The organism is Enterobacter sp. MGH 38 (genome assembly GCF_000492855.1).
Lineage (GTDB): Bacteria > Pseudomonadota > Gammaproteobacteria > Enterobacterales > Enterobacteriaceae > Enterobacter > Enterobacter hormaechei_C.
The window spans coordinates 1153011-1176591 of sequence record NZ_KI535608.1; the positions used below are offsets into that span (position 1 = coordinate 1153011).

26 protein-coding genes are annotated in these 23581 nt (G+C 53.4%); 14 read left to right on the forward strand and 12 right to left on the reverse strand.

Features of this window, described 5'->3' with window-relative positions:
- Positions 1-97: 97 nt before the first annotated feature.
- Together L384_RS05890 and L384_RS05885 are read right to left on the reverse strand one after the other, a co-directional pair.
- A complete protein-coding gene (locus L384_RS05890) occupies positions 98-403 on the reverse strand; it encodes a DUF1161 domain-containing protein (protein ID WP_003857424.1) in 306 nt (101 codons plus the stop codon).
- A 102-nt stretch (positions 404-505) separates the two neighbouring features.
- The gene (locus L384_RS05885) at positions 506-1360 is read right to left on the reverse strand and encodes a glycosyltransferase family 17 protein (protein WP_003857421.1); all 855 of its coding nucleotides are present in this window, start codon (positions 1358-1360) and stop codon (positions 506-508) included.
- Positions 1361-1552: 192 nt separating this feature from the next.
- Here L384_RS05885 and L384_RS05880 point away from each other — a divergent pair, with 192 nt between their 5' ends.
- The gene (locus L384_RS05880; RefSeq protein ID WP_023324578.1) at positions 1553-2263 is read left to right on the forward strand and encodes a YnfC family lipoprotein; all 711 of its coding nucleotides are present in this window, start codon (positions 1553-1555) and stop codon (positions 2261-2263) included.
- Between the two features lie 17 nt (positions 2264-2280).
- Here the strand turns inward: L384_RS05880 and speG are convergent, their stop codons facing one another.
- Complete coding sequence (gene speG, locus L384_RS05875) at positions 2281-2841, reverse strand: spermidine N1-acetyltransferase (RefSeq protein WP_003857416.1); 561 nt, start codon at positions 2839-2841, stop codon at positions 2281-2283.
- Entirely contained in the window at positions 2841-3179 is a 339-nt protein-coding gene (locus L384_RS05870) for a DUF1283 family protein (RefSeq protein ID WP_023300007.1), read from the reverse strand. Before L384_RS05870 ends, speG begins: the two co-directional genes overlap by 1 nt.
- 150 nt (positions 3180-3329) lie before the next feature.
- Between L384_RS05870 and L384_RS05865 the strand changes: the two genes are divergently transcribed.
- From L384_RS05865 to L384_RS05845, 5 genes are all read left to right on the forward strand, one after another.
- Positions 3330-3656, forward strand: coding sequence for a YnfA family protein (locus L384_RS05865; protein ID WP_003857412.1), 327 nt, complete (start codon positions 3330-3332; stop codon positions 3654-3656).
- A gap of 111 nt (positions 3657-3767) precedes the next feature.
- Positions 3768-4982, forward strand: a complete 1215-nt coding sequence (manD, locus tag L384_RS05860) for a D-mannonate dehydratase ManD (RefSeq protein ID WP_023314071.1) — start codon at positions 3768-3770, stop codon at positions 4980-4982.
- A 14-nt stretch (positions 4983-4996) separates the two neighbouring features.
- Positions 4997-6016: a Zn-dependent oxidoreductase gene (locus tag L384_RS05855; RefSeq protein ID WP_003857408.1), complete on the forward strand. Its 1020-nt coding sequence runs from the start codon at positions 4997-4999 to the stop codon at positions 6014-6016.
- Positions 6017-6089: 73 nt separating this feature from the next.
- Positions 6090-7469: an MFS transporter gene (locus L384_RS05850; RefSeq protein WP_023324579.1), complete on the forward strand. Its 1380-nt coding sequence runs from the start codon at positions 6090-6092 to the stop codon at positions 7467-7469.
- A gap of 223 nt (positions 7470-7692) precedes the next feature.
- Positions 7693-9156, forward strand: coding sequence for a mannitol dehydrogenase family protein (locus L384_RS05845; protein WP_023324580.1), 1464 nt, complete (start codon positions 7693-7695; stop codon positions 9154-9156).
- 44 nt (positions 9157-9200) lie between these two features.
- Here L384_RS05845 and ydfZ read toward each other — a convergent pair whose 3' ends face one another.
- Positions 9201-9404 (reverse strand): putative selenium delivery protein YdfZ, encoded by a 204-nt coding sequence (ydfZ, locus tag L384_RS05840; protein WP_003857405.1) that lies wholly within the window; start codon positions 9402-9404, stop codon positions 9201-9203.
- Between the two features lie 287 nt (positions 9405-9691).
- Between ydfZ and L384_RS05835 the strand changes: the two genes are divergently transcribed.
- Positions 9692-10123 (forward strand): universal stress protein, encoded by a 432-nt coding sequence (locus L384_RS05835; RefSeq protein WP_023324581.1) that lies wholly within the window; start codon positions 9692-9694, stop codon positions 10121-10123.
- Between the two features lie 35 nt (positions 10124-10158).
- On the opposite strand, the gene L384_RS05830 is transcribed toward L384_RS05835, so the two are convergent.
- Together L384_RS05830 and ydfG are read right to left on the reverse strand one after the other, a co-directional pair.
- On the reverse strand, positions 10159-10845 hold the full coding sequence (locus tag L384_RS05830) for a GntR family transcriptional regulator (RefSeq protein ID WP_003857403.1): 687 nt from the start codon (positions 10843-10845) through the stop codon (positions 10159-10161).
- Positions 10846-10935: 90 nt separating this feature from the next.
- Positions 10936-11682 (reverse strand): bifunctional NADP-dependent 3-hydroxy acid dehydrogenase/3-hydroxypropionate dehydrogenase YdfG, encoded by a 747-nt coding sequence (gene ydfG, locus L384_RS05825; RefSeq protein ID WP_023324582.1) that lies wholly within the window; start codon positions 11680-11682, stop codon positions 10936-10938.
- Between the two features lie 143 nt (positions 11683-11825).
- Between ydfG and dcp the strand changes: the two genes are divergently transcribed.
- Positions 11826-13859 (forward strand): peptidyl-dipeptidase Dcp, encoded by a 2034-nt coding sequence (dcp, locus tag L384_RS05820; RefSeq protein WP_023324583.1) that lies wholly within the window; start codon positions 11826-11828, stop codon positions 13857-13859.
- A 130-nt stretch (positions 13860-13989) separates the two neighbouring features.
- Here the strand turns inward: dcp and L384_RS05815 are convergent, their stop codons facing one another.
- Positions 13990-14781 (reverse strand): sulfite exporter TauE/SafE family protein, encoded by a 792-nt coding sequence (locus L384_RS05815; protein ID WP_032628384.1) that lies wholly within the window; start codon positions 14779-14781, stop codon positions 13990-13992.
- Between the two features lie 109 nt (positions 14782-14890).
- Here L384_RS05815 and L384_RS05810 point away from each other — a divergent pair, with 109 nt between their 5' ends.
- Complete coding sequence (locus tag L384_RS05810) at positions 14891-15694, forward strand: AraC family transcriptional regulator (protein WP_023324585.1); 804 nt, start codon at positions 14891-14893, stop codon at positions 15692-15694.
- A 108-nt stretch (positions 15695-15802) separates the two neighbouring features.
- Positions 15803-16294, forward strand: a complete 492-nt coding sequence (locus L384_RS05805; RefSeq protein ID WP_003857394.1) for a 2-thiouracil desulfurase family protein — start codon at positions 15803-15805, stop codon at positions 16292-16294.
- Positions 16295-16353: 59 nt separating this feature from the next.
- Here L384_RS05805 and L384_RS05800 read toward each other — a convergent pair whose 3' ends face one another.
- The 3 genes from L384_RS05800 to L384_RS05790 all read right to left on the reverse strand — a co-directional run bounded on the left by L384_RS05800 (position 16354) and on the right by L384_RS05790 (position 18776).
- Positions 16354-17037, reverse strand: coding sequence for an SOS response-associated peptidase (locus L384_RS05800; RefSeq protein ID WP_023324586.1), 684 nt, complete (start codon positions 17035-17037; stop codon positions 16354-16356).
- A 149-nt stretch (positions 17038-17186) separates the two neighbouring features.
- Positions 17187-17426 (reverse strand): DinI family protein, encoded by a 240-nt coding sequence (locus L384_RS05795; protein ID WP_003857390.1) that lies wholly within the window; start codon positions 17424-17426, stop codon positions 17187-17189.
- Positions 17427-17513: 87 nt separating this feature from the next.
- Entirely contained in the window at positions 17514-18776 is a 1263-nt protein-coding gene (locus tag L384_RS05790) for an amino acid permease (protein ID WP_080394436.1), read from the reverse strand.
- Positions 18777-19408: 632 nt separating this feature from the next.
- On the opposite strand from L384_RS05790, the gene L384_RS05785 reads away from it, so the two are divergent.
- On the forward strand, positions 19409-19774 hold the full coding sequence (locus tag L384_RS05785) for a hypothetical protein (protein ID WP_022651139.1): 366 nt from the start codon (positions 19409-19411) through the stop codon (positions 19772-19774).
- Between the two features lie 10 nt (positions 19775-19784).
- Complete coding sequence (locus L384_RS05780; protein WP_023314079.1) at positions 19785-21881, forward strand: pyrroloquinoline quinone-dependent dehydrogenase; 2097 nt, start codon at positions 19785-19787, stop codon at positions 21879-21881.
- Between the two features lie 74 nt (positions 21882-21955).
- Here L384_RS05780 and L384_RS05775 read toward each other — a convergent pair whose 3' ends face one another.
- The gene (locus L384_RS05775; RefSeq protein ID WP_003857383.1) at positions 21956-22546 is read right to left on the reverse strand and encodes a DUF4142 domain-containing protein; all 591 of its coding nucleotides are present in this window, start codon (positions 22544-22546) and stop codon (positions 21956-21958) included.
- A gap of 228 nt (positions 22547-22774) precedes the next feature.
- On the opposite strand from L384_RS05775, the gene L384_RS05770 reads away from it, so the two are divergent.
- Both L384_RS05770 and L384_RS22090 read left to right on the forward strand, forming a co-directional pair.
- Positions 22775-23053 (forward strand): YdgH/BhsA/McbA family protein, encoded by a 279-nt coding sequence (locus tag L384_RS05770; RefSeq protein WP_003857380.1) that lies wholly within the window; start codon positions 22775-22777, stop codon positions 23051-23053.
- A 308-nt stretch (positions 23054-23361) separates the two neighbouring features.
- A complete protein-coding gene (locus L384_RS22090) occupies positions 23362-23535 on the forward strand; it encodes a GnsA/GnsB family addiction module toxin (RefSeq protein ID WP_003857379.1) in 174 nt (57 codons plus the stop codon).
- The last annotated feature ends 46 nt before the right edge of the window (positions 23536-23581 follow it).

Sequence of the window (23581 nt, forward strand, 5' to 3'; positions counted from 1 at the left end):
CCCGTGACTACAACCGGGCTAATGATGGGGGGAATGTTACTTATTTAGAGGTATTAAATATTAATCCTCGTCAAATCAGGGGAATTGAGTGGGAAAATCATTGCGGCTCAGCGGGCGCATTCTCCTGCGTACCTGCGCCGCTCACCGGGTAGTTGCCGCTACTGGTGCGGGTATACAAAATTTTGAAAGTATCGTTGGCACAATGCCCAACGACCTGCGCATCCGGCTGATCGGCCTGATCGTTCGGGACGATGTTCAGGGTAAAGCCAGACTCCGGTACGCCGTTGTTGATAATCTTCTGCTGAATGTCGCTTTTCACGCGCTCGCAGGAATCCGGGGCCGCAAGAAGAGCGGGTGAAGCACTCATTAACAGCAGGGCGGTAATCCAGGGTAACCGTTTCATCTGTAGCTCCTTTTCACTGTGTAGACTGTAAGCATAGCAGGGCTAGGGTAAGCTTTTGTTTTTGGGTCTGTCTTTCTGAATTGTCCTGGAGCCCTGCCTGCGTCATAAAATAAATTGCGAATAATGGTGCTGATTGTCTACCAGATAAGAAGGCAGGGTGCGTTTTGATACCTCTTGCCTGACCAGTTTTCGGTCTCGTCCCCAGATATCTTCGGCGTTTGTGATAACCTTCATAATATGTTCCGGGTTATTGAATTCCGGCAGATCGTATTCGGTATGAGAAATGGTAGACATTTTTTCAGAAATTCTTTCTGGGGTCATTACCCAGGAGAAATGCCAGCCGCCATCTTTCACAATCTTATTATTGATTTTTAGCCAGTTCCATTTAAACCATGACCAGTTTTTATCTTTGCGCGCACGCTTCCAGTTTCGGAAAGATTCAGGCTCACCGTGGAAGAAATGCTTAAGGTTGTAATAGGACGTCGCGCGCGGCAAAGTACATTTTCTAGGCGTACCATCCGTGTTGTGAACCTGGAGATTAAACTGATAGTTGAATACGTTTTGATGAATAGTCGTGCAGAGCGCGCGCGGATTTATGGCCCTGACCGTGTCGGGAGAGAAGATTTCGTCAACGTCTGACACCAGAATCAGATCGTCGTCTGCCGCGTCTTTTAACCCGTTCATAATGGAGTTGCGAAGCGCTGCTTCATTTGCCCATGCATCAACCTGGTTATTATCCGCCCGGTTTAAAATAGGCTGCGCGTCAAAAGGCACGTAAATGATTTTGTCTTTGAATTTGGCAAACTTCGTAATATCGAAATGCAATTCTCGCGGTATGCCCGTAAAAGAGTGTGTTGCTTCTACAATGACAAAACGGTCAACAACATCAGCGAGAGTATGTAATCTGATGTCGAGCAACATATCTTCGTCATAGTATAAAAAACAGTCGTAAATCATGATGTTAACCCGAAAATTTAAGAATCTAATTTTATAATAGTGTGGAATCTTCCGCGCCCAAAGTAGCCACTTTGGCAGGTCTCGTCAATGCAAACGACGGATTTATACAGCGCGAAGAGTCAAATGAAGTGCTGTTATGTAAGTTGCTGTATTTGCTAATATGATTGTATCTCTCTCTGAACGGTAAATGATGTGAACAAATACGCAGCGATAACGCTACTGGCAACGGTACTGGTGGGATGCGACAACAACACCGCGCCGCTGTCATTTACGCCGGAGATGGCGAGCTTTTCGAACGAGTTTGACTTTGATCCTCTGCGCGGGCCGGTGAAGGATTTTACCCAGACGCTGTTTAACGATAAGGGTGAAGTCTCTAAACGTGTGACCGGCACGATGTCAACGGAAGGGTGTTTCGATACGCTGGAACTGCACGATCTCGAAGCGAATACGGGCGTTGCGCTGGTGCTGGATGCTAACTACTACGTCGATGCGGAAACCCAGCAGCAGAAGGTAAAGTTGCAGGGGAAATGCCAGCTGGCGGAACTGCCGTCTGCCGGCCTGACGTGGGACACCGACGATAACGGGTTTGTGGTTGCAGCGCACAGTAAAGAGTTGGAAGTGAAGTACCAGTATGACGCCGACGGCTACCCGCTGGGTAAAACTACGGTTTCCGGCGACCAGCGTTTATCGGTCAAGTCGGTGCCTTCGAAAGATCTGCGCAAGCGCATGGATTATACGGCGGTAAGCCTGTTGAACGATAAACCGATGGGCAATGTAAAGCAGAGCTGTGATTACGATCGCCACAACAACCCGGTGAACTGTGAGCTGGTGATAACAGATGACAGCGTCAAACCTGCCGTTGAGCGCAAGTACACCATCAAAAACAGCATTGAATATTATTGAGAATAAAACCGCGCAGGTTACTGCGCGGTGGGTTTAAGCAGGCTGGCGGAGGAGGACTTATGCCCGGCCAGATGCTGATGCTGGAAAATGCACATGCGTATGGTGTTACGGTATTCGCCGTTAATAAAGAACTCATGGATCAGTTCACCTTCCACCATAAAGCCCAGCTTACGGTAGATATGAATCGCTTTTTCGTTCTCTTTGTCGACGATAAGGTAAAGCTTGTAGAGATTCAGGACGTTAAACCCGTAATCCATCGCCAGCTTTGCCGCTCGCGACGCAAGACCTTTCCCCTGGTGCTCCGGTGAAATAATGATCTGAAATTCCGCCCGACGGTGAACGTGGTTGATCTCAACCAGTTCAACCAGCCCGGCTTTTTCACCTTCGCACTCCACCACAAACCGGCGTTCACTCTGATCGTGGATATGCTTATCGTAGAGATCGGACAGCTCGACAAACGCCTCATAAGGCTCTTCAAACCAGTAGCGCATCACGCTGGCATTGTTGTCGAGCTGGTGAACAAAGCGTAAATCTTCGCGCTCCAGCGGACGGAGCTTAACGTCACACGGCGTCGACATTACGGTGCTACCGTGCGGCCAGTGCGACGATCGAGACAGCGCAGGGTGTTAGGCTCCCAGTAAGCGTTGACGTTGGCACTTTGCTGGCATTTGTCGCGGGCATCAAACGCGACGTCTTCTTTATCCCACTCTTTCTCCACGCGCTTATTCACTTTCTGACGCAGGCTGCGGGTGTCATTCCATTGTTCTTTGTCCATGGCAGCATTCTGGCGGCTTTGCGCGCTGTCACCAGACTCAATGATGAGTTTGCTGGTTTCGGCTGATGCCGTTGCGGCGAAGGCGAACGAGGACAGTGCCAGTGCGGCTGTCAGACAAAGGCGTTTGCTTAATGTAGTCATAGCGTTTCCTTTAAACGGGTGCAGAGAATCGGATTACCCCGTTGGATTCTACACCAATCCGAAAGGGTGTCATACCCGCGCGGCAGGTATGGGAACGATGTGAACATTATCGCGTATGATGTCTAAATCAATCCTCACGAAACGAGAAAAATGTTCAAAACGACGCTGCTTTTTTTCGCGACCGCGCTGTGCGAAATCATCGGATGCTTTTTGCCGTGGCTCTGGCTAAAGCGGGGCGCTTCCGCGCTGCTGCTGATCCCGGCGGGTGTGTCCCTGGCCCTTTTTGTCTGGCTGCTCACCCTGCATCCGGCCGCCAGCGGGAGGGTATATGCGGCCTACGGCGGAGTGTACGTCTGTACCGCGCTGCTGTGGCTGCGCGTTGTCGATGGCGTCCGGCTAAGCCTGTATGACTGGGCAGGCGCGCTGATTGCCCTGTGCGGCATGTTGATCATCGTGGCCGGTTGGGGACGCGCATAAGCGTCCTTATAGTGTGATCGCCCGCTGATTTTACGATCATTATACTTGTATGGTAGTAGTGTGGTTGCGTAAATTTCCTGCATCACAACGAGCGATGTAAGGAAATGGATTATGAAGATTGTCGGGGCTGAAGTATTTGTCACCTGCCCGGGGCGTAACTTTGTCACCCTTAAAATTACGACCGATGAAGGCATTGTCGGCCTGGGTGATGCCACGCTGAACGGACGCGAACTTTCCGTTGCCTCTTACCTGAAAGATCACCTGTGCCCTCAGCTGATTGGCCGCGATGCGCACCGCATCGAAGATATCTGGCAGTTCTTCTATAAAGGCGCTTACTGGCGTCGTGGTCCGGTAACCATGTCAGCGATTTCTGCCGTGGATATGGCGCTATGGGACATTAAGGCGAAAGCCGCGAACATGCCGCTCTATCAGCTTCTGGGCGGGGCTTCCCGGGAAGGAGTGATGGTTTATTGTCACACCACCGGGCACACCATTGACGACGTGCTGGAAGATTATGCCCGTCATAAAGAGATGGGCTTCAAGGCAATTCGCGTGCAGTGCGGCGTGCCGGGAATGAAAACCACCTACGGCATGGCCAAAGGCAAAGGGCTGGCGTATGAACCTGCGACCAAGGGCGCTTGGCCGGAAGAGCAGCTGTGGTCCACCGAGAAATACCTCGACTTCACGCCCAAACTGTTCGACGCAGTGCGCAGCCAGTTCGGTTTCAGTGAACATCTCCTTCACGACATGCACCACCGTCTGACGCCCATCGAAGCGGCGCGGTTCGGCAAAAGTATTGAAGATTACCGCCTGTTCTGGATGGAAGATCCGACTCCCGCTGAAAACCAGGAGTGTTTCCGCCTGATCCGCCAGCACACCGTCACGCCAATTGCGGTGGGGGAAGTGTTCAACAGCATCTGGGACTGCAAGCAGCTGATTGAAGAGCAGCTCATTGACTATATCCGCGCCACCATAACCCATGCGGGCGGCATCACCGGGATGCGTCGCATTGCGGACTTTGCCTCACTCTACCAGGTGCGTACCGGCTCACACGGCCCGTCGGATCTGTCGCCGATTTGCCACGCCGCGGCGCTGCATTTTGACCTGTGGGTACCGAACTTTGGTGTGCAGGAGTATATGGGTTATTCAGAGCAGATGCTGGAAGTGTTCCCGCACAGCTGGCGCTTCGATAACGGCTATATGCACCCGGGCGACAAGCCAGGGCTGGGCATTGAGTTTGATGAGAAGCTGGCAGCGAAATACCCGTACGATCCGGCTTATCTGCCGGTGGCCCGTCTGGAAGACGGCACTCTCTGGAACTGGTAAACGAGGAGCGAATGATGAAAAGCGTAGTGATCCAACAGCCGAATGCGCTGGAGATTGAGGAGCGTCCTCTCCCGTTGCCGGGGGCAGGCGACGTCCGCGTCAAAATTAAGCTCGCCGGTATCTGCGGTTCAGACAGCCATATCTATCGCGGGCATAACCCGTTTGCAAAATATCCGCGGGTAATCGGTCACGAATTCTTTGGCGAAATAGACGCGGTTGGCGAAGGCGTGGAGGGCACCCGACTCGGCCAGCGCGTTTCGGTGGATCCGGTGATCAGCTGCGGGCACTGTTACCCCTGTTCCGTCGGAAAACCGAACGTTTGCACCTCGCTGGTGGTGCTGGGCGTCCATCGCGACGGTGGTTTCAGCGAATACGCCGTCGTGCCGGCGAAAAATGCCTGGCACATTCCGGATGCGATCCCTGACAAACACGCGGTGATGGTTGAGCCATTCACCATTGCCGCCAACGTGACGGGGCAGGCGAAACCCACCGAACAGGACGTGGCGCTGATCTACGGCGCAGGCCCGATGGGGCTGGTCACCGTGCAGGCGCTGAAGGGCGTTTACAAGGTGAAGCAGGTCATCGTGGTAGACCGCATTGATGAGCGGCTGGAGATGGCGCAACGCAGCGGCGCAGACTGGGTCTTCAACAACGGCGAGCAGTCGTTACAGACTGCGCTGGATGAAAAAGGCATCAAGCCGACATTAATCATCGATGCTGCCTGTCATCCGTCCATTTTGCAGGAAGCGATTACGCTGGCGTCTCCGGCGGCGCGCATCGTGCTGATGGGATTTTCCAGCGACCCGAGCCAGATCGTGCAGCAGGGGATCACCGGCAAAGAGCTGTCGATCTTCTCTTCGCGCCTGAATGCCAACAAATTCCCGGTGGTCATTGACTGGCTGGAAAAAGGGCTGATCGACCCTGAAAAACTGGTCACCCATACATTTGACTATCACCACGTTACAGACGCCATCGAACTGTTTGAAAAAGACCAGCGGCAGTGCTGCAAAGTCTTGCTCACGTTCGACCAATAATAATTCACGCGGTTAAGAGCCTGCGAAGACAGGCTCTAAGTGGTACGCATCTTACCTTTCAGAGATAGCCATTATGACTCAAGCACAACCTCAAAGAAGTACGTCAGATTTGGTGAAAGCCGCCGTATCTGGCTGGCTGGGCACCGCCCTGGAATTTATGGATTTCCAGCTCTACTCCCTTGGCGCCGCGCTGGTGTTTCATGAAATTTTCTTCCCTGAGCAATCGGCGGCCATGGCGCTGATCCTGGCGATGGGCACCTACGGCGCAGGCTACATCGCGCGTATCGTCGGGGCATTTATCTTCGGCAGAATGGGCGACAGAATTGGCCGTAAAAAAGTGCTGTTTATCACCATCACCATGATGGGGATCTGCACCACCTTAATCGGCGTGCTGCCGACCTACGCGCAGATCGGGATTTTCGCACCGGTGCTGCTGGTGACGCTGCGTATTATTCAGGGGCTGGGCGCGGGGGCAGAAATCTCCGGTGCGGGCACCATGCTGGCGGAGTACGCGCCGAAGGGTAAACGCGGCATCATCTCCTCGCTGGTGGCCATGGGCACCAACTGCGGAACGCTGAGCGCCACGGCGATCTGGGCCGTGATGTTCTTTGCCCTCGATCGTGAAGAACTTATTGCCTGGGGCTGGCGCGTGCCATTCCTCGCCAGCGTGGTGGTGATGATCTTCGCCATCTGGCTGCGTATGAACCTTAAAGAGAGCCCGGTGTTTGAGAAGGTTAACGACGCCGAAACCGTTGCGCCAGCGGCGGCGCAGGATACCTCATTAGTCGCGATGTTTAAGAGCAAATCGTTCTGGCTGGCGACGGGGCTGCGCTTTGGCCAGGCCGGTAACTCTGGGCTTATCCAGACCTTCCTTGCCGGGTATCTGGTGCAGACGCTGTTATTTGATAAGGCGATCCCAACCGATGCGCTGATGATCAGTTCGATTCTCGGCTTCCTCACCATTCCGCTGCTGGGCTGGCTGTCCGATAAAGTGGGGCGCCGTCTGCCGTATATCATCCTTAACATTTCAGCCATTATTCTGGCTTACCCGATGCTGTCGATTATTGTTGATAAGAGTTACGCGCCGGGCGTGATTATGCTCTCTATCATCGTTATTCATAACTTTGCGGTCCTCGGGCTGTTTGCGCTGGAAAACATCACCATGGCAGAGATGTTTGGTTCGCGGAACCGCTTTACCCGCATGGCAATCTCGAAAGAGGCGGGAGGGCTGGTGGCCGTAGGCTTTGGTCCGGTGCTGGCGGGGATCTTCTGCAATATGACCGGGTCCTGGTGGCCAATTGTGGCGATGCTGGTGGCGTACTCGCTGATTGGGCTGGTCTCCGCTTTGCTGATGCCGGAAGTGCGCGACCGCGATCTGAGTGAAGCCGAAGATGCAGCCGAAGCGCCGCATAAAGAAGCGGTAGCCTACGGCGCGCTCTCTTCACGCCGCTAGTGGTTTACATCTTGTGTTACCTGTCACACAACTTTTTACTGATGTCACACCACATGGCGAAAAGTTAATGTAAATCAAGATCTGAAAACGACGTATCAGTATGGTTAATGGCAGCGTTTTTTGACTCCGACTGCCATTCTAGTTGGTGTAGTCAGCAGGCGCTGCCGCTCTTAAAAGGAAGCGGCAGCGGATCACAGCTTTCATTAATTAACGAGTCTCAATCATGGAAAACCAGTTATTACAGGCGAAGGCAACGCGTCCTCAGTACGATCGCGACAGCCTCAAGGCACGCATTGTTCATTTAGGGTTTGGCGCGTTTCACCGCGCGCACCAGGCGGTGTACACTGATATACTCGCCGCAGAACAGGGCAGCGACTGGGGTTACTGCGAAGTTAACCTGATTGGCGGCGAACAGCAGATCGCCGATCTGAAGGCACAGGATAACCTTTATACCGTGGCAGAGATGTCTGCCGATGCGTGGACAGCGCGCGTGGTCGGCGTCGTCCAAAACGCGCTGCATGCCCAGGTCGACGGGCTGGAAACCGTGTTTGCGGCGCTGTGCGAGCCACAGGTCGCCATTGTTTCCCTGACCATCACCGAGAAAGGGTATTGCCATTCCCCGGCATCAGGACAACTGATGTTCGATCATCCGTTAATCGTTGCCGACCTGCAAAACCCCCATCAGCCGAAATCTGCGCCGGGCGTCGTGGTTGAAGCGTTGGCGCGGCGTAAGGCGGCGGGGCTGCCAGCATTCAGCGTGATGTCATGCGATAACATGCCGGAGAACGGCCACGTGATGCGCAATGTCACCTGCGCCTACGCGCGCGCTGTTGACGGCGAACTGGCCGACTGGATTGAAGCGAACGTCACCTTCCCGTCAACCATGGTGGACCGTATTGTGCCCGCCGTCACGGCTGACACGCTGGATAAAATCGAACAGCTGACCGGCGTACGCGATCCGGCAGGTGTCGCCTGCGAGCCGTTCCGCCAGTGGGTGGTGGAAGATAATTTCGTCGCCGGACGTCCAAAGTGGGAAAAGGCCGGTGCGGAACTGGTTTCTGATGTCATTCCGTTTGAAGAGATGAAGCTGCGAATGCTTAACGGCAGCCACTCGTTCCTGGCCTATCTCGGCTACCTTGCCGGTTATCAGCACATTAACGACTGCATGGAAGATGAACATTATCGCGCAGCCGCGCATGCGCTGATGCTGAAAGAGCAGGCGCCGACTCTGAAAGTGAAGGGGGTGGATTTAGCTCACTATGCTGACCTGTTGATCGCGCGCTACAGCAATCCGGCCCTGCGTCACCGCACCTGGCAAATCGCCATGGACGGTAGCCAGAAATTGCCGCAGCGGATGCTCGATTCCGTGCGCTGGCACCTGGTCCACCAGAAACCCTTCCCGCTGCTGGCCCTCGGTGTGGCGGGCTGGATGCGTTATGTCGGCGGTGTGGATGAGCAGGGTAACCCGATTGAGGTGAGCGACCCGCAGCGGGCGGTGATTCAGGCGGCGGTAAACGGTAGCGCTGAAGGCGAAAGCCGCGTTAATGCGCTGTTGGGCATTGAGGCTATTTTCGGTAACGAGCTGCCGAAGGACGCGGTGTTTGTGGCGTCGGTCATGCAGGCTTATCAGACGTTGCTGCAAAAAGGCGCGAAGGCCACGGTTGCTGAGTACGCCACCCGGCTTTAACGCTATGACATGCCGCCGTCCGCGGCGGCATGTCGGGGCGCAGCTTAGTGCATCCCCAGGCGAATCAGCTCAATCGGTTCGAACTTACCTTCGCATCCTTCCACTTCAACCGTTTTACCACGACGCACCTGCTCGGCATTAAGGCCGTCGCTGTGGATCGCTTTAATCACGCCGAACTGACCTGTGCCGCTAATCATGACGCGGCTGCCAGTGGTGATTGCATTTCGGTTACGGTCGTATGTCATCATGGTATTTTCTCCTCTCGTACTTATCCGCTACGGCGCTAATTCGACGGCTGCCGTTCACGGGGCACTATTAATACGCCTCTCTTTAACGAAATTATTTGCTTTTGATCAAGCTCACACTTTTTTCTTATTTCATGCAGGCGTTGACGGTTCAGGACACCACTTTACAAAGCGGACAGTTATTTTCCTTAATTGATAGTTTCCGGATGCAAGTGTTTAGGCTTTGTTTATATCCACAATGTCATTCTGGAGACAGAAAATAACCCTTCATCGGAAAAGGAGTCAGGCTTATGTATAAGAAAATTTTGATGCCTGTTGACGTGTTTGAGATGGATTTGAGCGATAAAGCGGTACGCCATGCGGTCAACCTCGCGAAGGCGGAAGGCGCGACGATCACCCTGGTCAACATTCTCCCTAACAGCAGCCGTTCATTACTGCGGGGGTTCAATGCCGATATTAAGAAGTTCGAAGAGTATATGACCGCCGAGTCTGATAAGAAGATGAAGGCGCTGAAACGGCTCTTTGATATGTCCCCGGAAAATATTGATTGTGAAGTTCGCTTCGGCAACGTACGCGATGAAATCATCAAGCTCAGCAAAGAGGGGAAATATGACGTTATTGTTATTGGATCAAGAAATCCGAGCATGACAACCCATCTGCTGGGTTCAAATGCTGAAACTATCCTGCGCTACGCCATTATTCCGGTGTTAGTGGTCCGCTAATTACTTCGCCGCAACCGAAAGGGGGCGGCGAGGTTTTATTCTTCGCTGAACCACTCGCGGTTTTCCTGACGAATTAACTGAACTGACTCACTAATTTCCTGAAGGTGAAGCGTCATCGCTTTATCTACGGCTTCCACGTCGCGTTTTTCCAGCGCGCTGAAAATATCATGATGCTGGCGCAGCAACATCTCTGGCGGAGAAACATGGTCGAGGCTCATGTAGCGCACGCGGTCGATGGTCGCTTTGATGTTTTCAACGGTATCCCACGCGAGCTGGCACTCGGCGATCTGCGCCAGTTTCTGGTGAAACTCGTCGTCCAGCTGGAAAAAGTCGTTTAACTGTTTGCGGTCGATGGCGATTCGTTGCTGATGCAGGTTTTGCTCCAGCAGGTAGCACTGGTTATCGTTGATGAGCGACGCGGCGCGACGCACCACGGCGCACTCGATGGCCTGGCGAACAAAACAGCCATTCCGTACCTGCGAAAGCGAAATTTTATTTACATAGCTGCCGCGCTGTGGGCGGATCTGAATAAGGCCGTTTTCTGCGAGTTTAATAAACGCCTCGCGCACGGGCTGACGGGAAACGTCAAAACGTACCGAAACCTCTTTTTCTGAGAGTGGCGTTCCTGGTGGGATCAGGCAGCGAACAATATCACGGCGTAAGATGCGATATATTTGCTGATTAACGGGCTGGGTAGGATTAAGTTGCGATTCAGCGGCCATGGGTTGTGATTTCTCAGAGAGTTAACTTGAACATACTACCATTCTTTTCCCTGCCATCACATACCCGGCCCGCAGGCCGGGAAGGGTGAATTACCCGCGATGCACGCTGAGTCCGGCATAGGTCTGGCTGACGGGCATCATCTCAACCGTGTTGATGTTGACATGCTTCGGCAAATTCGCGACCCACCAGACGGTTTCGGTGATATCTTCCGGCGTCAGCGCATTCGCGTTTTCATAGGTTTTATCCGCTTTCGCGTCATCGCCTTTGAAACGCACGTTGGAGAATTCGGTTCCGCCTACCAGACCCGGCTCAACATCGGTCACGCGGATCGCGGTTCCGTGCAGGTCGGTGCGCAGGTTCAGACTGAACTGGCGGACAAAGGCTTTGGTCGCGCCATAGACGTTGCCGCCCGCGTAAGGCCAGCTTCCGGCGGTGGAACCGATGTTAATGATATGACCACGGTTACGTTCAACCATGCCCGGCAGCACGGCGCGGGTCATGTACACCAGGCCTTTGTTGTTGGTGTCGATCATGTTCTCCCAGTCTTCCAGGCTGGCTTTGTGGGCAGGTTCCATACCCAGCGCCAGGCCAGCGTTATTGACCAGCACGTCAATTTCACGCCATTCGGCAGGCAGGTTGGCAATCATCTCTTCAATGGCGGCGCGGTTGCGGACGTCCAGCTGTGCGGTCAGAATGCTGTCACCCAGCTCGTCTTTTAGCTCCTGCAAACGCTCCTGACGACGCCCCGTTGCAATCACTTTGTGTCCGTTGGCGACGAAGCGACGCGTGATGCTTTCACCAAAACCCGCTGTCGCCCCGGTAACTAAAATAATCATCTCACTGTTCCTCAACGCTTTTTGTGTTGTACTAACATAGCACGCTCTCCGGCACGTCGTTAAGGCAACATTTGTATGACGCCATTGCAGGCTGGCGCAGGCTGGCCTACTCTGGGGAGAAATACCGTGCTCAGGAGTAAACGATGTCGGTCAACAATCCTTTTTTTGAAATTAGCCTGTTGCCTTATCAGGCGCCACGTTTTGATGCGATCAACGACAGCCATTACCGCCCGGCGTTTGATGAAGCAATGCGCCTGAAGCGTGCAGACATTGACGCGATTATCGCGCAGCGCGCCGCGCCGGACTTCGATAACACCGTGCTGGCGCTTGAAAAAAGCGGGGCCATGCTGTCGCGCGTGAGCAGCGTATTCTTCGCCATGACGTCCGCACACACCAACGATTATCTTCAGGCACTGGACGAGCAGTTCTCCACCGAACTGGCCGGGCTGGCGAACGATATCTGGCTAAACGATACGCTTTTCGCCCGCGTGGAAGCCGTCTGGCAGGATCGCGAGGCGCTGGATGCCGAATCCCGCCGACTGACGGAGGAGACGTATCAGCACTTTGTTCTTGCGGGCGCGCGTCTGAACGCCGATGAAAAAGCCGAGCTGAAATCTCTGAATACCGAAGCCGCCACCCTGACCAGCCAGTTCAACCAGCGCCTGCTCGCGGCGAATAAGGCGGGAGGGCTGGTGGTGGACGATGTTCGCCAGCTTGACGGGCTCAGTGCGGAGGAGATGGCTGCCGCGGCTCACGCTGCCGCAGAAAAAGGGCTGAAGGAGCGCTGGCTGATCCCGCTTTTGAATACCACGCAACAGCCCGCGCTGGCGGCGCTGGCGTTGCGCGAGACCCGTAAAAAGTTGTTCAGCGCGGGCTGGGAACGCACTCAGAAAGGCGACGAAAACGATACGCGCGAGCTGATCCGTCGGCTTACCGCGTTACGGGCAAGACAGGCGCAGCTGCTCGGCTTTGACAACTATGCGAGCTGGAGCATTGCCGATCAAATGGCGAAAACGCCGGAAGCCGCGCTCGAATTCATGCGCGGAATAGTGCCTGCGGCGCGCGGCAGGGCTGCGCTGGAGCAGGCGGATATTCAGAAAGTCATCGACGACGAGCAGGGCGGTTTTACGGTGCTGGCCTGGGACTGGGCGTTTTATGCCGAACGCGTGCGCTCAGCGAAATACGCGCTGGATGAGTCGCAGATCAAACCCTATTTCGCGCTCAATACCGTGCTTGAAGATGGTGTATTCTGGACCGCCACGCAGCTGTTCGGTATCCGTTTTGTCGAGCGTTTCGATATTCCGGTTTATCACCCGGATGTTCGCGTGTGGGAGATTTTCGACCATACGGGTGAAGGCATGGCGCTGTTCTATGGCGACTTTTTCGCGCGTGATTCCAAAGCGGGCGGTGCGTGGATGGGGAATTTTGTTGAGCAGTCTTACGAGTTTGCTGCGCGTCCGGTGATTTATAACGTCTGCAACTATCAAAAACCGGCGAACGGGCAAACCGCGCTGATCTCCTGGGATGATGTGATTACCCTGTTCCACGAGTTTGGCCATACCCTGCATGGTCTGTTTGCCAGCCAGCGCTATGCCACGCTTTCAGGCACCAACACGCCGCGTGATTTCGTTGAATTTCCGTCGCAGATCAATGAACACTGGGCCAGCCATCCGCAGGTGTTTGCGCACTTTGCTCGTCATTATCAAACCGGCGAACCGATGCCGGATGCGCTGCGGGAAAAAATGCTCAATGCGACCCAGTTTAACAAGGGTTATGACATGACGGAGCTATTGAGCGCCGCGCTGCTGGATATGAACTGGCACGGCATTCAGGAGCCCATTGAAGACGTGGAAGCCTTTGAAGCCGCCGCGTTGAAAAAAGAGGGGTTGGATCTTCCAGCCGTACCGCCGCGCTATCGCAGCAGCTATTTCGCCCATATCTTCGGCGGCGGGTACGCGGCGGGGTATTACGCTTACCTGTGGACGCAAATGCTGGCGGACGATGGCTATCAGTGGTTTGTCGAGCAGGGTGGTTTGACCCGCGAAAACGGACAGACATTCCGCGAGGCGATTTTGTCCCGCGGCAACAGCACTGATCTAGCTGAACTTTACCGGAACTGGCGCGGGCACGATCCGAAGATCGAACCGATGCTGGAGAATCGCGGATTGAGTGCGTAAGGCTTTTTTAGTGTTTAAACAGAACCGGGCGCGAGGCCCGGTTTTTTGTACGCTTTGGTCCGCTTTGTGTCTGAAAGGTACATTGAGACAGGTATAATTACGGGCCATTAGTCGCTGCGATAAAAGAGGGTTACTGAAATAGCATCGCCAGTAACACCAGGAACAGCAGCATGACATAGATTCGTGCGTGCCAAATATCAGGTACAGCAGGTATAACCCGACGGCTAAAAACTATTCCTGCCCAGCCTGTTAGTACCAACATACCTAAAATTTTCAGGTTGATAAAACCGAGAAATCCATTCACAGGAATAGTTTGCCAGCCCATAACTGCATACGTCACGGCACCACATAGCGCGACGGGCAGGGAAAGCGGATTAGAAGCACTAATGCATTCACGCATCGCATAACCATGGCGCCGTAACAGGGGTACCGTCATTACGCTTCCGCCCACGCCAAGCAATGCGGCTATCATACCAATGGTCACTCCGCCGCCCGTTACTACAGGAAATGACAAGCGACGCAGAGAACTTCCTCCGAGAAAACCCTTACGCAACAAACAATCGCTGATTGTTGCCAGCATGTAGAAAATGAACAGCGCGCGAACAACACTCTCACTAAATATTCCTGCCAGACAGGAACCCACGATAGCCCCAATGGCTATAAACCATAGTAACGGGAATAACATTTGCGATGAAAGCTCGCAAGCTCGCCAGTTTCGATAGGTGACCCAGCCCGCGTTAAATATCATCACCGATGTAGAGGTAGCAACCGCGATATGCATGGCGTTTAGTGCCAGTTCGGTCTGCCGTAGCATTAGTTGATAAACGAATGGTACTACGACAAAGCCGCCGCCAAAGCCAAAAAGCACGGTGGTAATACCGGTAGTAAAGCCTGCCAACGCAATGATTGCGATATCATTCAAAATCATACCCTCGACCTGAAAATGATTTCGCAGCTTATACCGGTAGCGTCCTGCTTCCCATTAGCGCCGCGCTCAATTACCTTTGTAAATCGGTCATAAGGAGACGGGTGTGCGCAACGTAAAGATTGAAGAGGTCGAGCAGCTAGATCGTGAAGTGGTAGCGATAGGCAATGACTATGTGCAGGGATTTATGCTGCCACAGCACAAACATCGCCGCGCGCAGCTGCTATATGGCGCGACCGGATTAATGCATGTCATAACCCAGGATGGAGAGTGGATTGTTCCTCCACAACATGCTGTTTGGATCCCACCCGAAACTATGCACGCCGTCAAATTTGTTGGCGTGACTACTCGCAGTCTGTATATAGAACCAGATTTCGTGAATGCCTTCTTAAAATATCCTCGTTGTGAAGTTATTAGCGTATCGCCATTATTACGTCAGCTATTGCTTGAGTCAGTGGATTTACCGCCACTGTATGAAAGCACGCGTGACCGTGCACTGATAAATCTGATGATATTGGAGCTGGCGGCTATGCCGGTTCGCGAATTCGATATTCCGCTGCCGCAACATCCGGCCCTACTGGCTCTTTGTCAGGCGTTTTTACTCAATCCCTCAATCCATGATCCAGCAGAGCGCTGGGCAAATGCGCTGTTCATGAGCGACAGCACCTTTCGTCGCCATTTCCTTACGCAAATGGGCATGTCATTTTCTGTCTGGCGCCAACGAGCATGCGTGGTTAGCGCGCTGGCATTGTTGATAACGGGAAAACCCGTAAATGAAGTAGCCTTGACTCTTGGATACGATAATGCATCATCCTTCGCAACGATGTTCCGCCGTGTCACAGGACAGCCACCTTCGTATTATCACCCGGCATTATTCAAAAAGTTCCACGGGACAGGGCACCGATCATAGCGTCAGCTATGTACCAGCTAAAGACGCTGCCACGTCAAATTCTTTAATTCATGAGAAGGGTTAAGGTGTTAAAATCGTAGGCGTTTTGGATCTTAATACTATTAAATAATGATAAATAAAATACTGGTCAGTGCCTGCCTGATGGGCCTTAAAGTCCGTTATAACGGGAAAGAGAAAGCGCAGATGACTCATCAACTTGCTCGCTGGCAACAGGAGCAGCGCCTGGTGATCCACTGCCCTGAGTTGGCTGCGGGGCTACCTGTTCCGAGACCACCCGCTGAGATTATGTCTGCTGAGGGTAAAGACGTAATGCGTGGACAAGCCAGAATAATTGAAAACACCGGAACAGATGTTACCGGGCATTATCAACTTGCAGCCTGGCTGGCTCTGCGAGCAGCACAAGAAGCAGGATGTACTGCTGCTTTGTTAACTGATGGTAGTCCAACGTGCGGAACTCAGTTTATCTACAACGGTTCTTTCAGTAATCAGCGTAAATCGGGTATGGGAGTGGCAGCGTCATTACTCTCTGAGCATGGTATTGCGGTATTTTCAGAAACTCAGTTTGCGGAGCTTGTGAACTGGATTGAAGAAAGGGAATGAACGGTTCTCCAGGATTAACGCCGAGCGGCATCGCTTCCTGGTCATAATGGGTATGCAGCTTATTTTTCCATTTTATGAGCCACCTCGATTAACTCCGCCCCCTGATTCTTCACGTTCCCCACGGCGCGAGTTACAGCATGCCAAATAAACTCGTCGGCGGGTACTGTACCGTCGGCAATGATCTCTTCCGCTTTTTTCCCGCCAACATCCTGTCGCATCCATTCTCTTGCTGCTTCTGGCGACAGAACCAGCGGCCGTCGATCGTGTATATCAATGAGGCCTTTATCCGCAGCAGAGGTCACTATGAGAAATCCCTCGGCTTCATCGCCGCGCTCAAACGGCGTACTGCCGATCGCCGCCATGAATATCGGCTGCCCGTCGGCCCGATGAATAAAATACGGCTGTTTCTTGTCGCCTTCCTTTTTCCATTCGAACCACCCATCGGCAAAGCAGATCGCCCGGCCATGCTGCCAAAGAGGTTTAAACATTCTGCTGGTGGCTGCGGTTTCTACACGCGCGTTAATCAGTGGTGCTTTGTCCCACCATCCAGGCGCGTAGCCCCAGAATACCGGATCGAGGTGCAGTTGTTCGTCACGTTCGCTTAACAGCAGCACTTTGGTACCGGGCGCAACGTTGTAGCGGCCAATGGGTTCAGGGTCATATGCGATATCGCGTTCGCCTTCGTCTGCCAGGTAAGCCAGATATTCTTCACGGGTTTGGGCTTGTGCAAAACGTCCACACATAGAAACCTCCAGTCAGTCAGACTGAAAGTATAGGGCAGGGAGAAAAAGTCGCGCGGGCATGCTTCTGAGATTGAACCGATGCTGGAAAATCGCGGCCTGAATACACAGGGGTATTGTTAGTTGAAAACAGAACCGGGCTTTGCGCCCGGTTACTCTTGTATCAACCACATATCCGACTCTTCGAACATTTCCTCGAGCATGCGGTTGAGCTTTTCACGGTCGCTTTTGCTGGCGTCGCTGTTCAGGCCGTTCGCTTGCATTGGCTTAACCGTCACGCTGGCATCAGGAAAAATCCGGTGCACGCGTTTAGTCAGCTCGGCCAGGATGATTTCCCTGGCTCCCTCCAGCCCCTGTACGTTTCGCTTGTCATAAACCAGTTCCACAAACATGATTGTTTACCTTATGGATATTACGCATGTGATTCAGCCTGAACGTAAAATACTACTGTATATGGGTACAGTCAAACGGCGTTCAGGCTAAAGCATTGTCCAGAGCAATGCAGACAGCGTTGCCAGTCCGCCCAGAACAACCAGAAACCCCGTCACGCCGCGAAGCTCCGCCAGCGAGGGGCGGGTGTATATGAGGTACGCAGGGATAAGGAACAGGATCACCGCGATCAGTGGTCCGCAGAACATTTCAATCAGGCTGAGCACATCCGGATTGGCATAAACAATGCCATAGGTCAGCAGGAACAGCGCCAGAGAGGCCAGCCGCTTGCTGGCGCTGGCCTTTTTGCCGGATACGCTGGCAGCCAGCTGACCAAACGTTTGTGCGACCGACAGGCCTACGCCGAGAAAGGATTTCGTCATACCGATGATAGCGATGAGCGGGGCAATGTGGTAAATCAGGCTGAAATCACCGTTTCCTTTCATCACGGACAGCACATTCAGGTTTTCCGCCTTCGCCCGTACAAAGTTGTCATGCGGGATCCCCAGCACGCAGCTCAGCACGAAAAAGAGGATACTGGCGAAGATGGCTAAATAGGCGATGCGGATCACGAACAGTGCCTTTTTCTCGCCCTCCGCTTTCCTCTCCCGGTAGTAAGAGGTCAGCGGGGAGACCATAGGCGCACAGCAAAACGAGAAGGTAATAAGCGGCAGCGTCAGCCAGATATTTTTCAGCGTTACCGGCAGCGGCGTGGCGTTCATTTCAGCGGCCGTATCGGTCAGGTTAGACAGATGCCATCCCGGGATAAGTGATACGGCGATCAGCAGTACAGATGCCGCGAACGGCAGCGCCAGCGCGCTCATAATGGCCACGACTCTGTCCCGGCCCTTGCTAAGCACCACATAAAGTGCGGCAACCACGATAAACGACAATGGCCCACGGCTGAGGGCGGTAATATGCAGATGCTCCACCAGTAAATTACTCAGCGCATTAATCAGCGCCACCCCGTAAACCAGGGTTACCGGGAAGAAGGTCACACAATAGAACAGGGTGATCAGCTTTTCACCCCGTCCGCTGAAGAAGGAGCCGAAGATCGGCAACGTGCCGTTTTCAGTCTTTTCCTCACGCATATACACGCGACAGAGGAGTAAATGGGGGATCAGGGATAACGGCAGCCCCAGCAGGAGCATGACCAGGAAAATAACCGGACCACGGGTGCCGATTTCCACGGGCAGGAACAGCGTTCCCGCCCCGACGGCTGTACCGTAGAGGCCCAGCGTCCAGATGTTATCCTGCCAGTGCCAGTTAGAGCGTGTTGTAATATTAGCTGAGAGAGTGGTGGCTTTATTCATCATATTTACCGCGTTGTTAGAGGAGCGACGACTTATTTAGTTTTTATCTGCCTGTAGTCGTTGCTGCGCCATTACACCACGGGTGGGAGGGGTTTGATTTCGCATACCGTAAACCTTATGTGTATGCCTCCAATAACTATCGTTATTCTTTGACGATGCTTTAACAGGCGGTTAATTAAGAAGGGGATTTGTTAAATTAACGAACAAATAACGACTGACTTTCCCTGCCTGCACGTCTGTTAATTAAAAAATAAAAACCCTGTTTTATTAAGTACCATAAGGCGCCATCATATTGAAGGGGGACTTATTTAATTATTTTATTGGGCGGAGAATTATCCCGTCATGCCTCAAATTAAAAAACAGGATATAGACAATCACGTAACCTGCTCGTAGCTTTCGAACTGTCTTGTAACATAACGCTATCTTTATGGTGGCGAAGGGGCACAAGGCGTCGTATGCCTGCTATTAAACGCCCCATAAAAAAATCCTCTTCTATACTCAGTTACGTTTAGTGAAATATGCCGCCGCTCCACACGTCGCGTTGCCTTAATAGCAGCGGGCAGCAGGGGCATATATCCACGAAAACGCCTTAATAATGGTCAATTTTGCATTTTTAGAGGGGGATTCCTGGTATGTTGCATTCTCAATCCTCGCGGGTCGGTAGCATGTTGCTGCTGCTGACCGCGATAATAGCCTTCGCGGTGGCGCTATACGCCTGGTGGACGCCGCTTACCGGCGTCACTGGCACCATTGGCGCACTGGGCGTGGTCATTGCCAGCGTAGTGCTGGCGATCCTGACCGTTATGCTACGCGCGGCATCGCGTCGCGGGGCGCGCGTTTTCCTGATTATTGTCACCCTGGTGGTGTTGGCGGGTATTGGTTTTGCCGCCGCGCTGCTGCACCAGTACATCATAACGGCAGCCATGGTGGTCGGCCTGATAGGTCTGATTATGCTGAGCAGCCATTCCGCCCGTTACAACCATCGCGTCAGAAGCTGAGGAGCCGCCCGTGCACAACGATAAGCATTATCCCTTCATAAAAGTCAGCATGACGGCGCTGGCGCTGCTGGTCGCTCCGCTCGCGCTACAGGCGCAGGATAAGGCCACTGAGGCCTCTCAGGGGACCCAGGAATCGCTTAACATTGATGCCGCCGATCAGCAGGCACCCGGAACCACAAAAACCACCGACGATGCCTCAACCGGCAGCGGTGACGGAAAGAAAGTCGCCTCGGCCAGCCAGCCCGCGACGCCGCTGGTGCCCGGCACGCCCACCTGGGACAGCTTCCACGGCCAGCTTAACGCGCAGAAATACAGCCCCCTGACCCAAATTACGGCGGATAATGTCGGGAAATTAACGAAAGTCTGGGAATTCCATACCGGCGACGTCTCGGATGGTAAAGGCGATACGCCAGCCACCGTCTGGTCCGCAACGCCCATTTTCGCCAACGATACGCTCTACATTGGCACGCCATTCGATCGCCTGATTGCGCTGGATCCGGGGACGGGTAAAGAGAAGTGGCATTATGACACGAAATCGTCGCGCAAGGCGCTGACCCAGCCAGTGCTGAAAAACCGCGGCGTTTCCTACTGGCAGGCCAAAAATCCGGTGAGCGGAGAGGCATGCCAGAAGATGGTTTATATGGGCACCGTTGACGGCAAGCTCTTTGCGCTGGACGCCGATTCAGGCAAACCTTGCAGCGGCTTTGCGAATAACGGCGTGTTGGATCTGAACCAGTGGAATACCGTTAACGCGAAGTATCCGCTCTCTGTCCTGCAACCGCCAACCGTTGTCGGCAACCATCTGCTGGTGGGCTGGGCCGGGAAGGACTGGGCCTATGCCGAAGCCCCTCCGGGCACCGTATTTTCAGTCAACGCCCAGACCGGTAAGCTTGAATGGACCTTTGAGGCGATCCCGGCAGAGATCCGCAAGCGTACCGGTACCGCCAACGTCTGGACGCACATGTCCGCCGATGAGGCCAACGGGCTGGTCTATCTCCCGGTTTCATCGCCATCTCCCAACTATTGGGGCGGCAACCGCGTGGACGCTATTCCGCTTGGCACCTCGACCACCGCGCTGGACATCAACACCGGTAAAGTGGTCTGGTCCCGTCAATGGGTACACCACGACGTCTGGGATTACGATATTAACTCCGCCCCGACGCTGATGGACATCACCGTAGACGGCAAGCAGATCCCGGCGCTGATTCAGGCCACCAAGCAGGGTTTCCTGTTCGTGGTTAACCGCCTGACGGGGGAGGACGTATGGCCAATCGAAGAACGTCCGGTTCCGCAGGGTGATGGTTCGGTTCAGGGTGAAGTTCTCTCGCCCACGCAGCCGTTCCCGACCAAACCCGCACCGCTGCTCGACCAGTCGAAAAAACCGGAAATCTGGAAGCTGGCGGATATCGTCGGTGGCGGCCAGTGCTCTCGTCTGTGGGATAACCTGACCTATGAGGGAATGTATACTCCGCCGACCACAAAGGGCGAAGGCACGCTAACCTATCCTGATAGCGCTGGCGGCGTACAGTGGGGTGGGGTGGCGTTCGATCCGCAAAAACAGATCGCCATCGTCAACACCTCGCATATCGTCCAGTACGTGAAGCTCTACAGCCGCGAAGATTACGATAACGCAGACAAAGACTCCGGTAACGAAAGCGGCTTTGCCCCACAGGAAGGCGCCCCGTACGGTATGCGTCTGCTGGTGGCGAGCAACTGGCTGGGCATGCCGTGCTGGCAGCCGCCGTTTGGCGAAATCGTGGCGCTGGACATGCATACGGGCGATGTGAAATGGCGTCGTCCGGTTGGCGCCTCCCAGCAGTATGGCTTCTTCATGCCGGAGAGCTGGGGTTCACCTACCATTGGTGGCCCGGCAGTGACGGCGGGTGGCGTGATCTTCATCGGTGCTTCAATGGATGCCAAAGTGCGTGCCTACTCGGTCGAGAGCGGTGAAGAGCTGTGGTCCGATCAGGCAGAAGCGCCGGCAGTAGCGAACCCGTCAGTCTATGAATATAAAGGTCGCCAGTATGTGGCCTTCGTGGCAGGCGGGAATACGATCCTGAAGGATCAGGTGGGCGATCAGGTGGTGGTCTACGCCTTGCCGGAATAATTCATCAGGAAGGGGAAATAAGCGTGGGGCCTGCGGGCCCCACTTTGTTTTGCAATTGTCGTTTTACCGACGCGTTATTTATCGGCTGATGCGCCGGAGTGGGTTGACATCTGCTCGGCGGACTTCAGATGCTGCTCAACGACCGGCGTGTGCTCGTTGGCCAGAGCCTTCACATCCGGATCGTCGATTTTACTGGCGTCGCTCTTAAGCTTCGACAGCACCTTCTCGTGGTCCTTCACGCCAGCATATTCCATATACATTTTGTCAAAAGCGTCACCACGCTGGTTTTCCAGCCTTGAGTTCAGGGCTTTATGCGCGGCGTCTGGTTCGGTCGGCAGCTCCACGCCCTTTTTCTGGGCAACGGTCTGGACTTTGGTCAGCGCGGCGCCGTGATCGTCGACCATTTTCTGAGCGAATGTTTTCACTTCACTGCTTTGGGCCTTGTCCAGGGCGAGCCTGGCGGCGGCGACTTCGTTGATATTGGCCTGCGCCATGTCCTTCAATGCTTTCTCGTCGCCGGAGCTGAGTCTGGCGTCCGGTTGAGCCTTGCCCGCAGTTTGAGTTTGTGCGGCGCTTGTCGTCTGGGCTTGTACGCCAACGGTGCTGAACATTGCTGCAACTGCTGATACGGCTAGCAGCCTTTTCAGGGTTTTACTCGTGTGCATATTGTTCTCCTGATGGTCATGGTACAGGTAAGTTTCGGTTGCTTCAGGCGCAACCGGACAGATAAATGCTCACTACAAGGGTCAGTATAGTAGATGAAACTGCTGCACCCGCCGTTCAGGTCAGTGATGGCTGGTCGTGATGCTCAATTCTTCTACAATATTGATACGGATCATTTACATATTTGGTGCTAATGTTAAATATATAGATTCATCAACAGGAGGAATGATATGAAAAAAGCACTATTAGGGAGTGTATTGGCTTTAACAGTAGCAAGCTTCGGCGCATCTGCGGCAGATATGATTTCCAAGGATGAAGCGCACCACTTCAAACTTGAATACCTTGGTAATGTATCTGTAGGGGCTTCAGGTGGACAAATTTCTTCACCTTCAGATCTTCATCAAAAACTCTCAAAACTGGCAGACGAGAAGGGCGGGAAATACTACGTCATTATCGCTGCCCGCGAGCATGGCCCTAACTTCCAGGCCGTCGCAGAAGTCTTTAAATAATTTTCTCGAATACCACAAAAACCCGCTTCTGGCGGGTTTTTTGTTTACAGACAGCCAAAAAAATGCCCCTGATGCGGGGCGAGTTTAAGTCAAAACTTTTCTTATGTTTATGTGCTCTAAGGCTTTGGGACAATAACAGCTTGTTCAAATAATGCAACATAAATGCATGTTTAAATGTGACGGCTCCATCATGCTGCTCATCTTAAGGTTAATGCAGCATACGTAACGCAGATAGTCTACGCTTTACAAAGGGTTATGGTTAAAACCATTTAGAGAATGGATACAGTTAACGGTCGTAAGAGGTAAAGATGAAAGTTGACGCACTGACACAAAAGGCAGAGGAAGAGATTTCAGCGCTTATAGCCAAAAAAATTGCAGAGTTACGAAAAAAAACAGGGCAGGAAGTTTCTGAAATAGAGTTTATCGCTCGTGAGGCCATGACGGGCCTCGAGGGGTATGAAGTAAAAATCAAACTCCTGTAAGCGTTTCTTCCTGAAATGGTCGCTCAATTCTTGCCGCAAAAGAGAA

Bases quoted from the DNA above. Each gene is read 5' to 3' on its own strand.
- L384_RS05890 (WP_003857424.1), bottom strand. From the start codon at position 403: ATGAAACGGTTACCCTGGATTACCGCCCTGCTGTTAATGAGTGCTTCA.
- L384_RS05885 (WP_003857421.1), bottom strand. From the start codon at position 1,360: ATGATTTACGACTGTTTTTTATACTATGACGAAGATATGTTGCTCGAC.
- speG (WP_003857416.1), bottom strand. From the start codon at position 2,841: ATGTCGACGCCGTGTGACGTTAAGCTCCGTCCGCTGGAGCGCGAAGAT.
- L384_RS05870 (WP_023300007.1), bottom strand. From the start codon at position 3,179: ATGACTACATTAAGCAAACGCCTTTGTCTGACAGCCGCACTGGCACTG.
- L384_RS05865 (WP_003857412.1), top strand. From the start codon at position 3,330: ATGTTCAAAACGACGCTGCTTTTTTTCGCGACCGCGCTGTGCGAAATC.
- manD (WP_023314071.1), top strand. From the start codon at position 3,768: ATGAAGATTGTCGGGGCTGAAGTATTTGTCACCTGCCCGGGGCGTAAC.
- L384_RS05855 (WP_003857408.1), top strand. From the start codon at position 4,997: ATGAAAAGCGTAGTGATCCAACAGCCGAATGCGCTGGAGATTGAGGAG.
- L384_RS05850 (WP_023324579.1), top strand. From the start codon at position 6,090: ATGACTCAAGCACAACCTCAAAGAAGTACGTCAGATTTGGTGAAAGCC.
- L384_RS05845 (WP_023324580.1), top strand. From the start codon at position 7,693: ATGGAAAACCAGTTATTACAGGCGAAGGCAACGCGTCCTCAGTACGAT.
- ydfZ (WP_003857405.1), bottom strand. From the start codon at position 9,404: ATGATGACATACGACCGTAACCGAAATGCAATCACCACTGGCAGCCGC.
- L384_RS05835 (WP_023324581.1), top strand. From the start codon at position 9,692: ATGTATAAGAAAATTTTGATGCCTGTTGACGTGTTTGAGATGGATTTG.
- L384_RS05830 (WP_003857403.1), bottom strand. From the start codon at position 10,845: ATGGCCGCTGAATCGCAACTTAATCCTACCCAGCCCGTTAATCAGCAA.
- ydfG (WP_023324582.1), bottom strand. From the start codon at position 11,682: ATGATTATTTTAGTTACCGGGGCGACAGCGGGTTTTGGTGAAAGCATC.
- dcp (WP_023324583.1), top strand. From the start codon at position 11,826: ATGTCGGTCAACAATCCTTTTTTTGAAATTAGCCTGTTGCCTTATCAG.
- L384_RS05805 (WP_003857394.1), top strand. From the start codon at position 15,803: ATGATAAATAAAATACTGGTCAGTGCCTGCCTGATGGGCCTTAAAGTC.
- L384_RS05800 (WP_023324586.1), bottom strand. From the start codon at position 17,037: ATGTGTGGACGTTTTGCACAAGCCCAAACCCGTGAAGAATATCTGGCT.
- L384_RS05795 (WP_003857390.1), bottom strand. From the start codon at position 17,426: ATGTTTGTGGAACTGGTTTATGACAAGCGAAACGTACAGGGGCTGGAG.
- L384_RS05790 (WP_080394436.1), bottom strand. From the start codon at position 18,776: ATGAATAAAGCCACCACTCTCTCAGCTAATATTACAACACGCTCTAAC.
- L384_RS05785 (WP_022651139.1), top strand. From the start codon at position 19,409: ATGTTGCATTCTCAATCCTCGCGGGTCGGTAGCATGTTGCTGCTGCTG.
- L384_RS05775 (WP_003857383.1), bottom strand. From the start codon at position 22,546: ATGCACACGAGTAAAACCCTGAAAAGGCTGCTAGCCGTATCAGCAGTT.
- L384_RS05770 (WP_003857380.1), top strand. From the start codon at position 22,775: ATGAAAAAAGCACTATTAGGGAGTGTATTGGCTTTAACAGTAGCAAGC.
- L384_RS22090 (WP_003857379.1), top strand. From the start codon at position 23,362: ATGAAAGTTGACGCACTGACACAAAAGGCAGAGGAAGAGATTTCAGCG.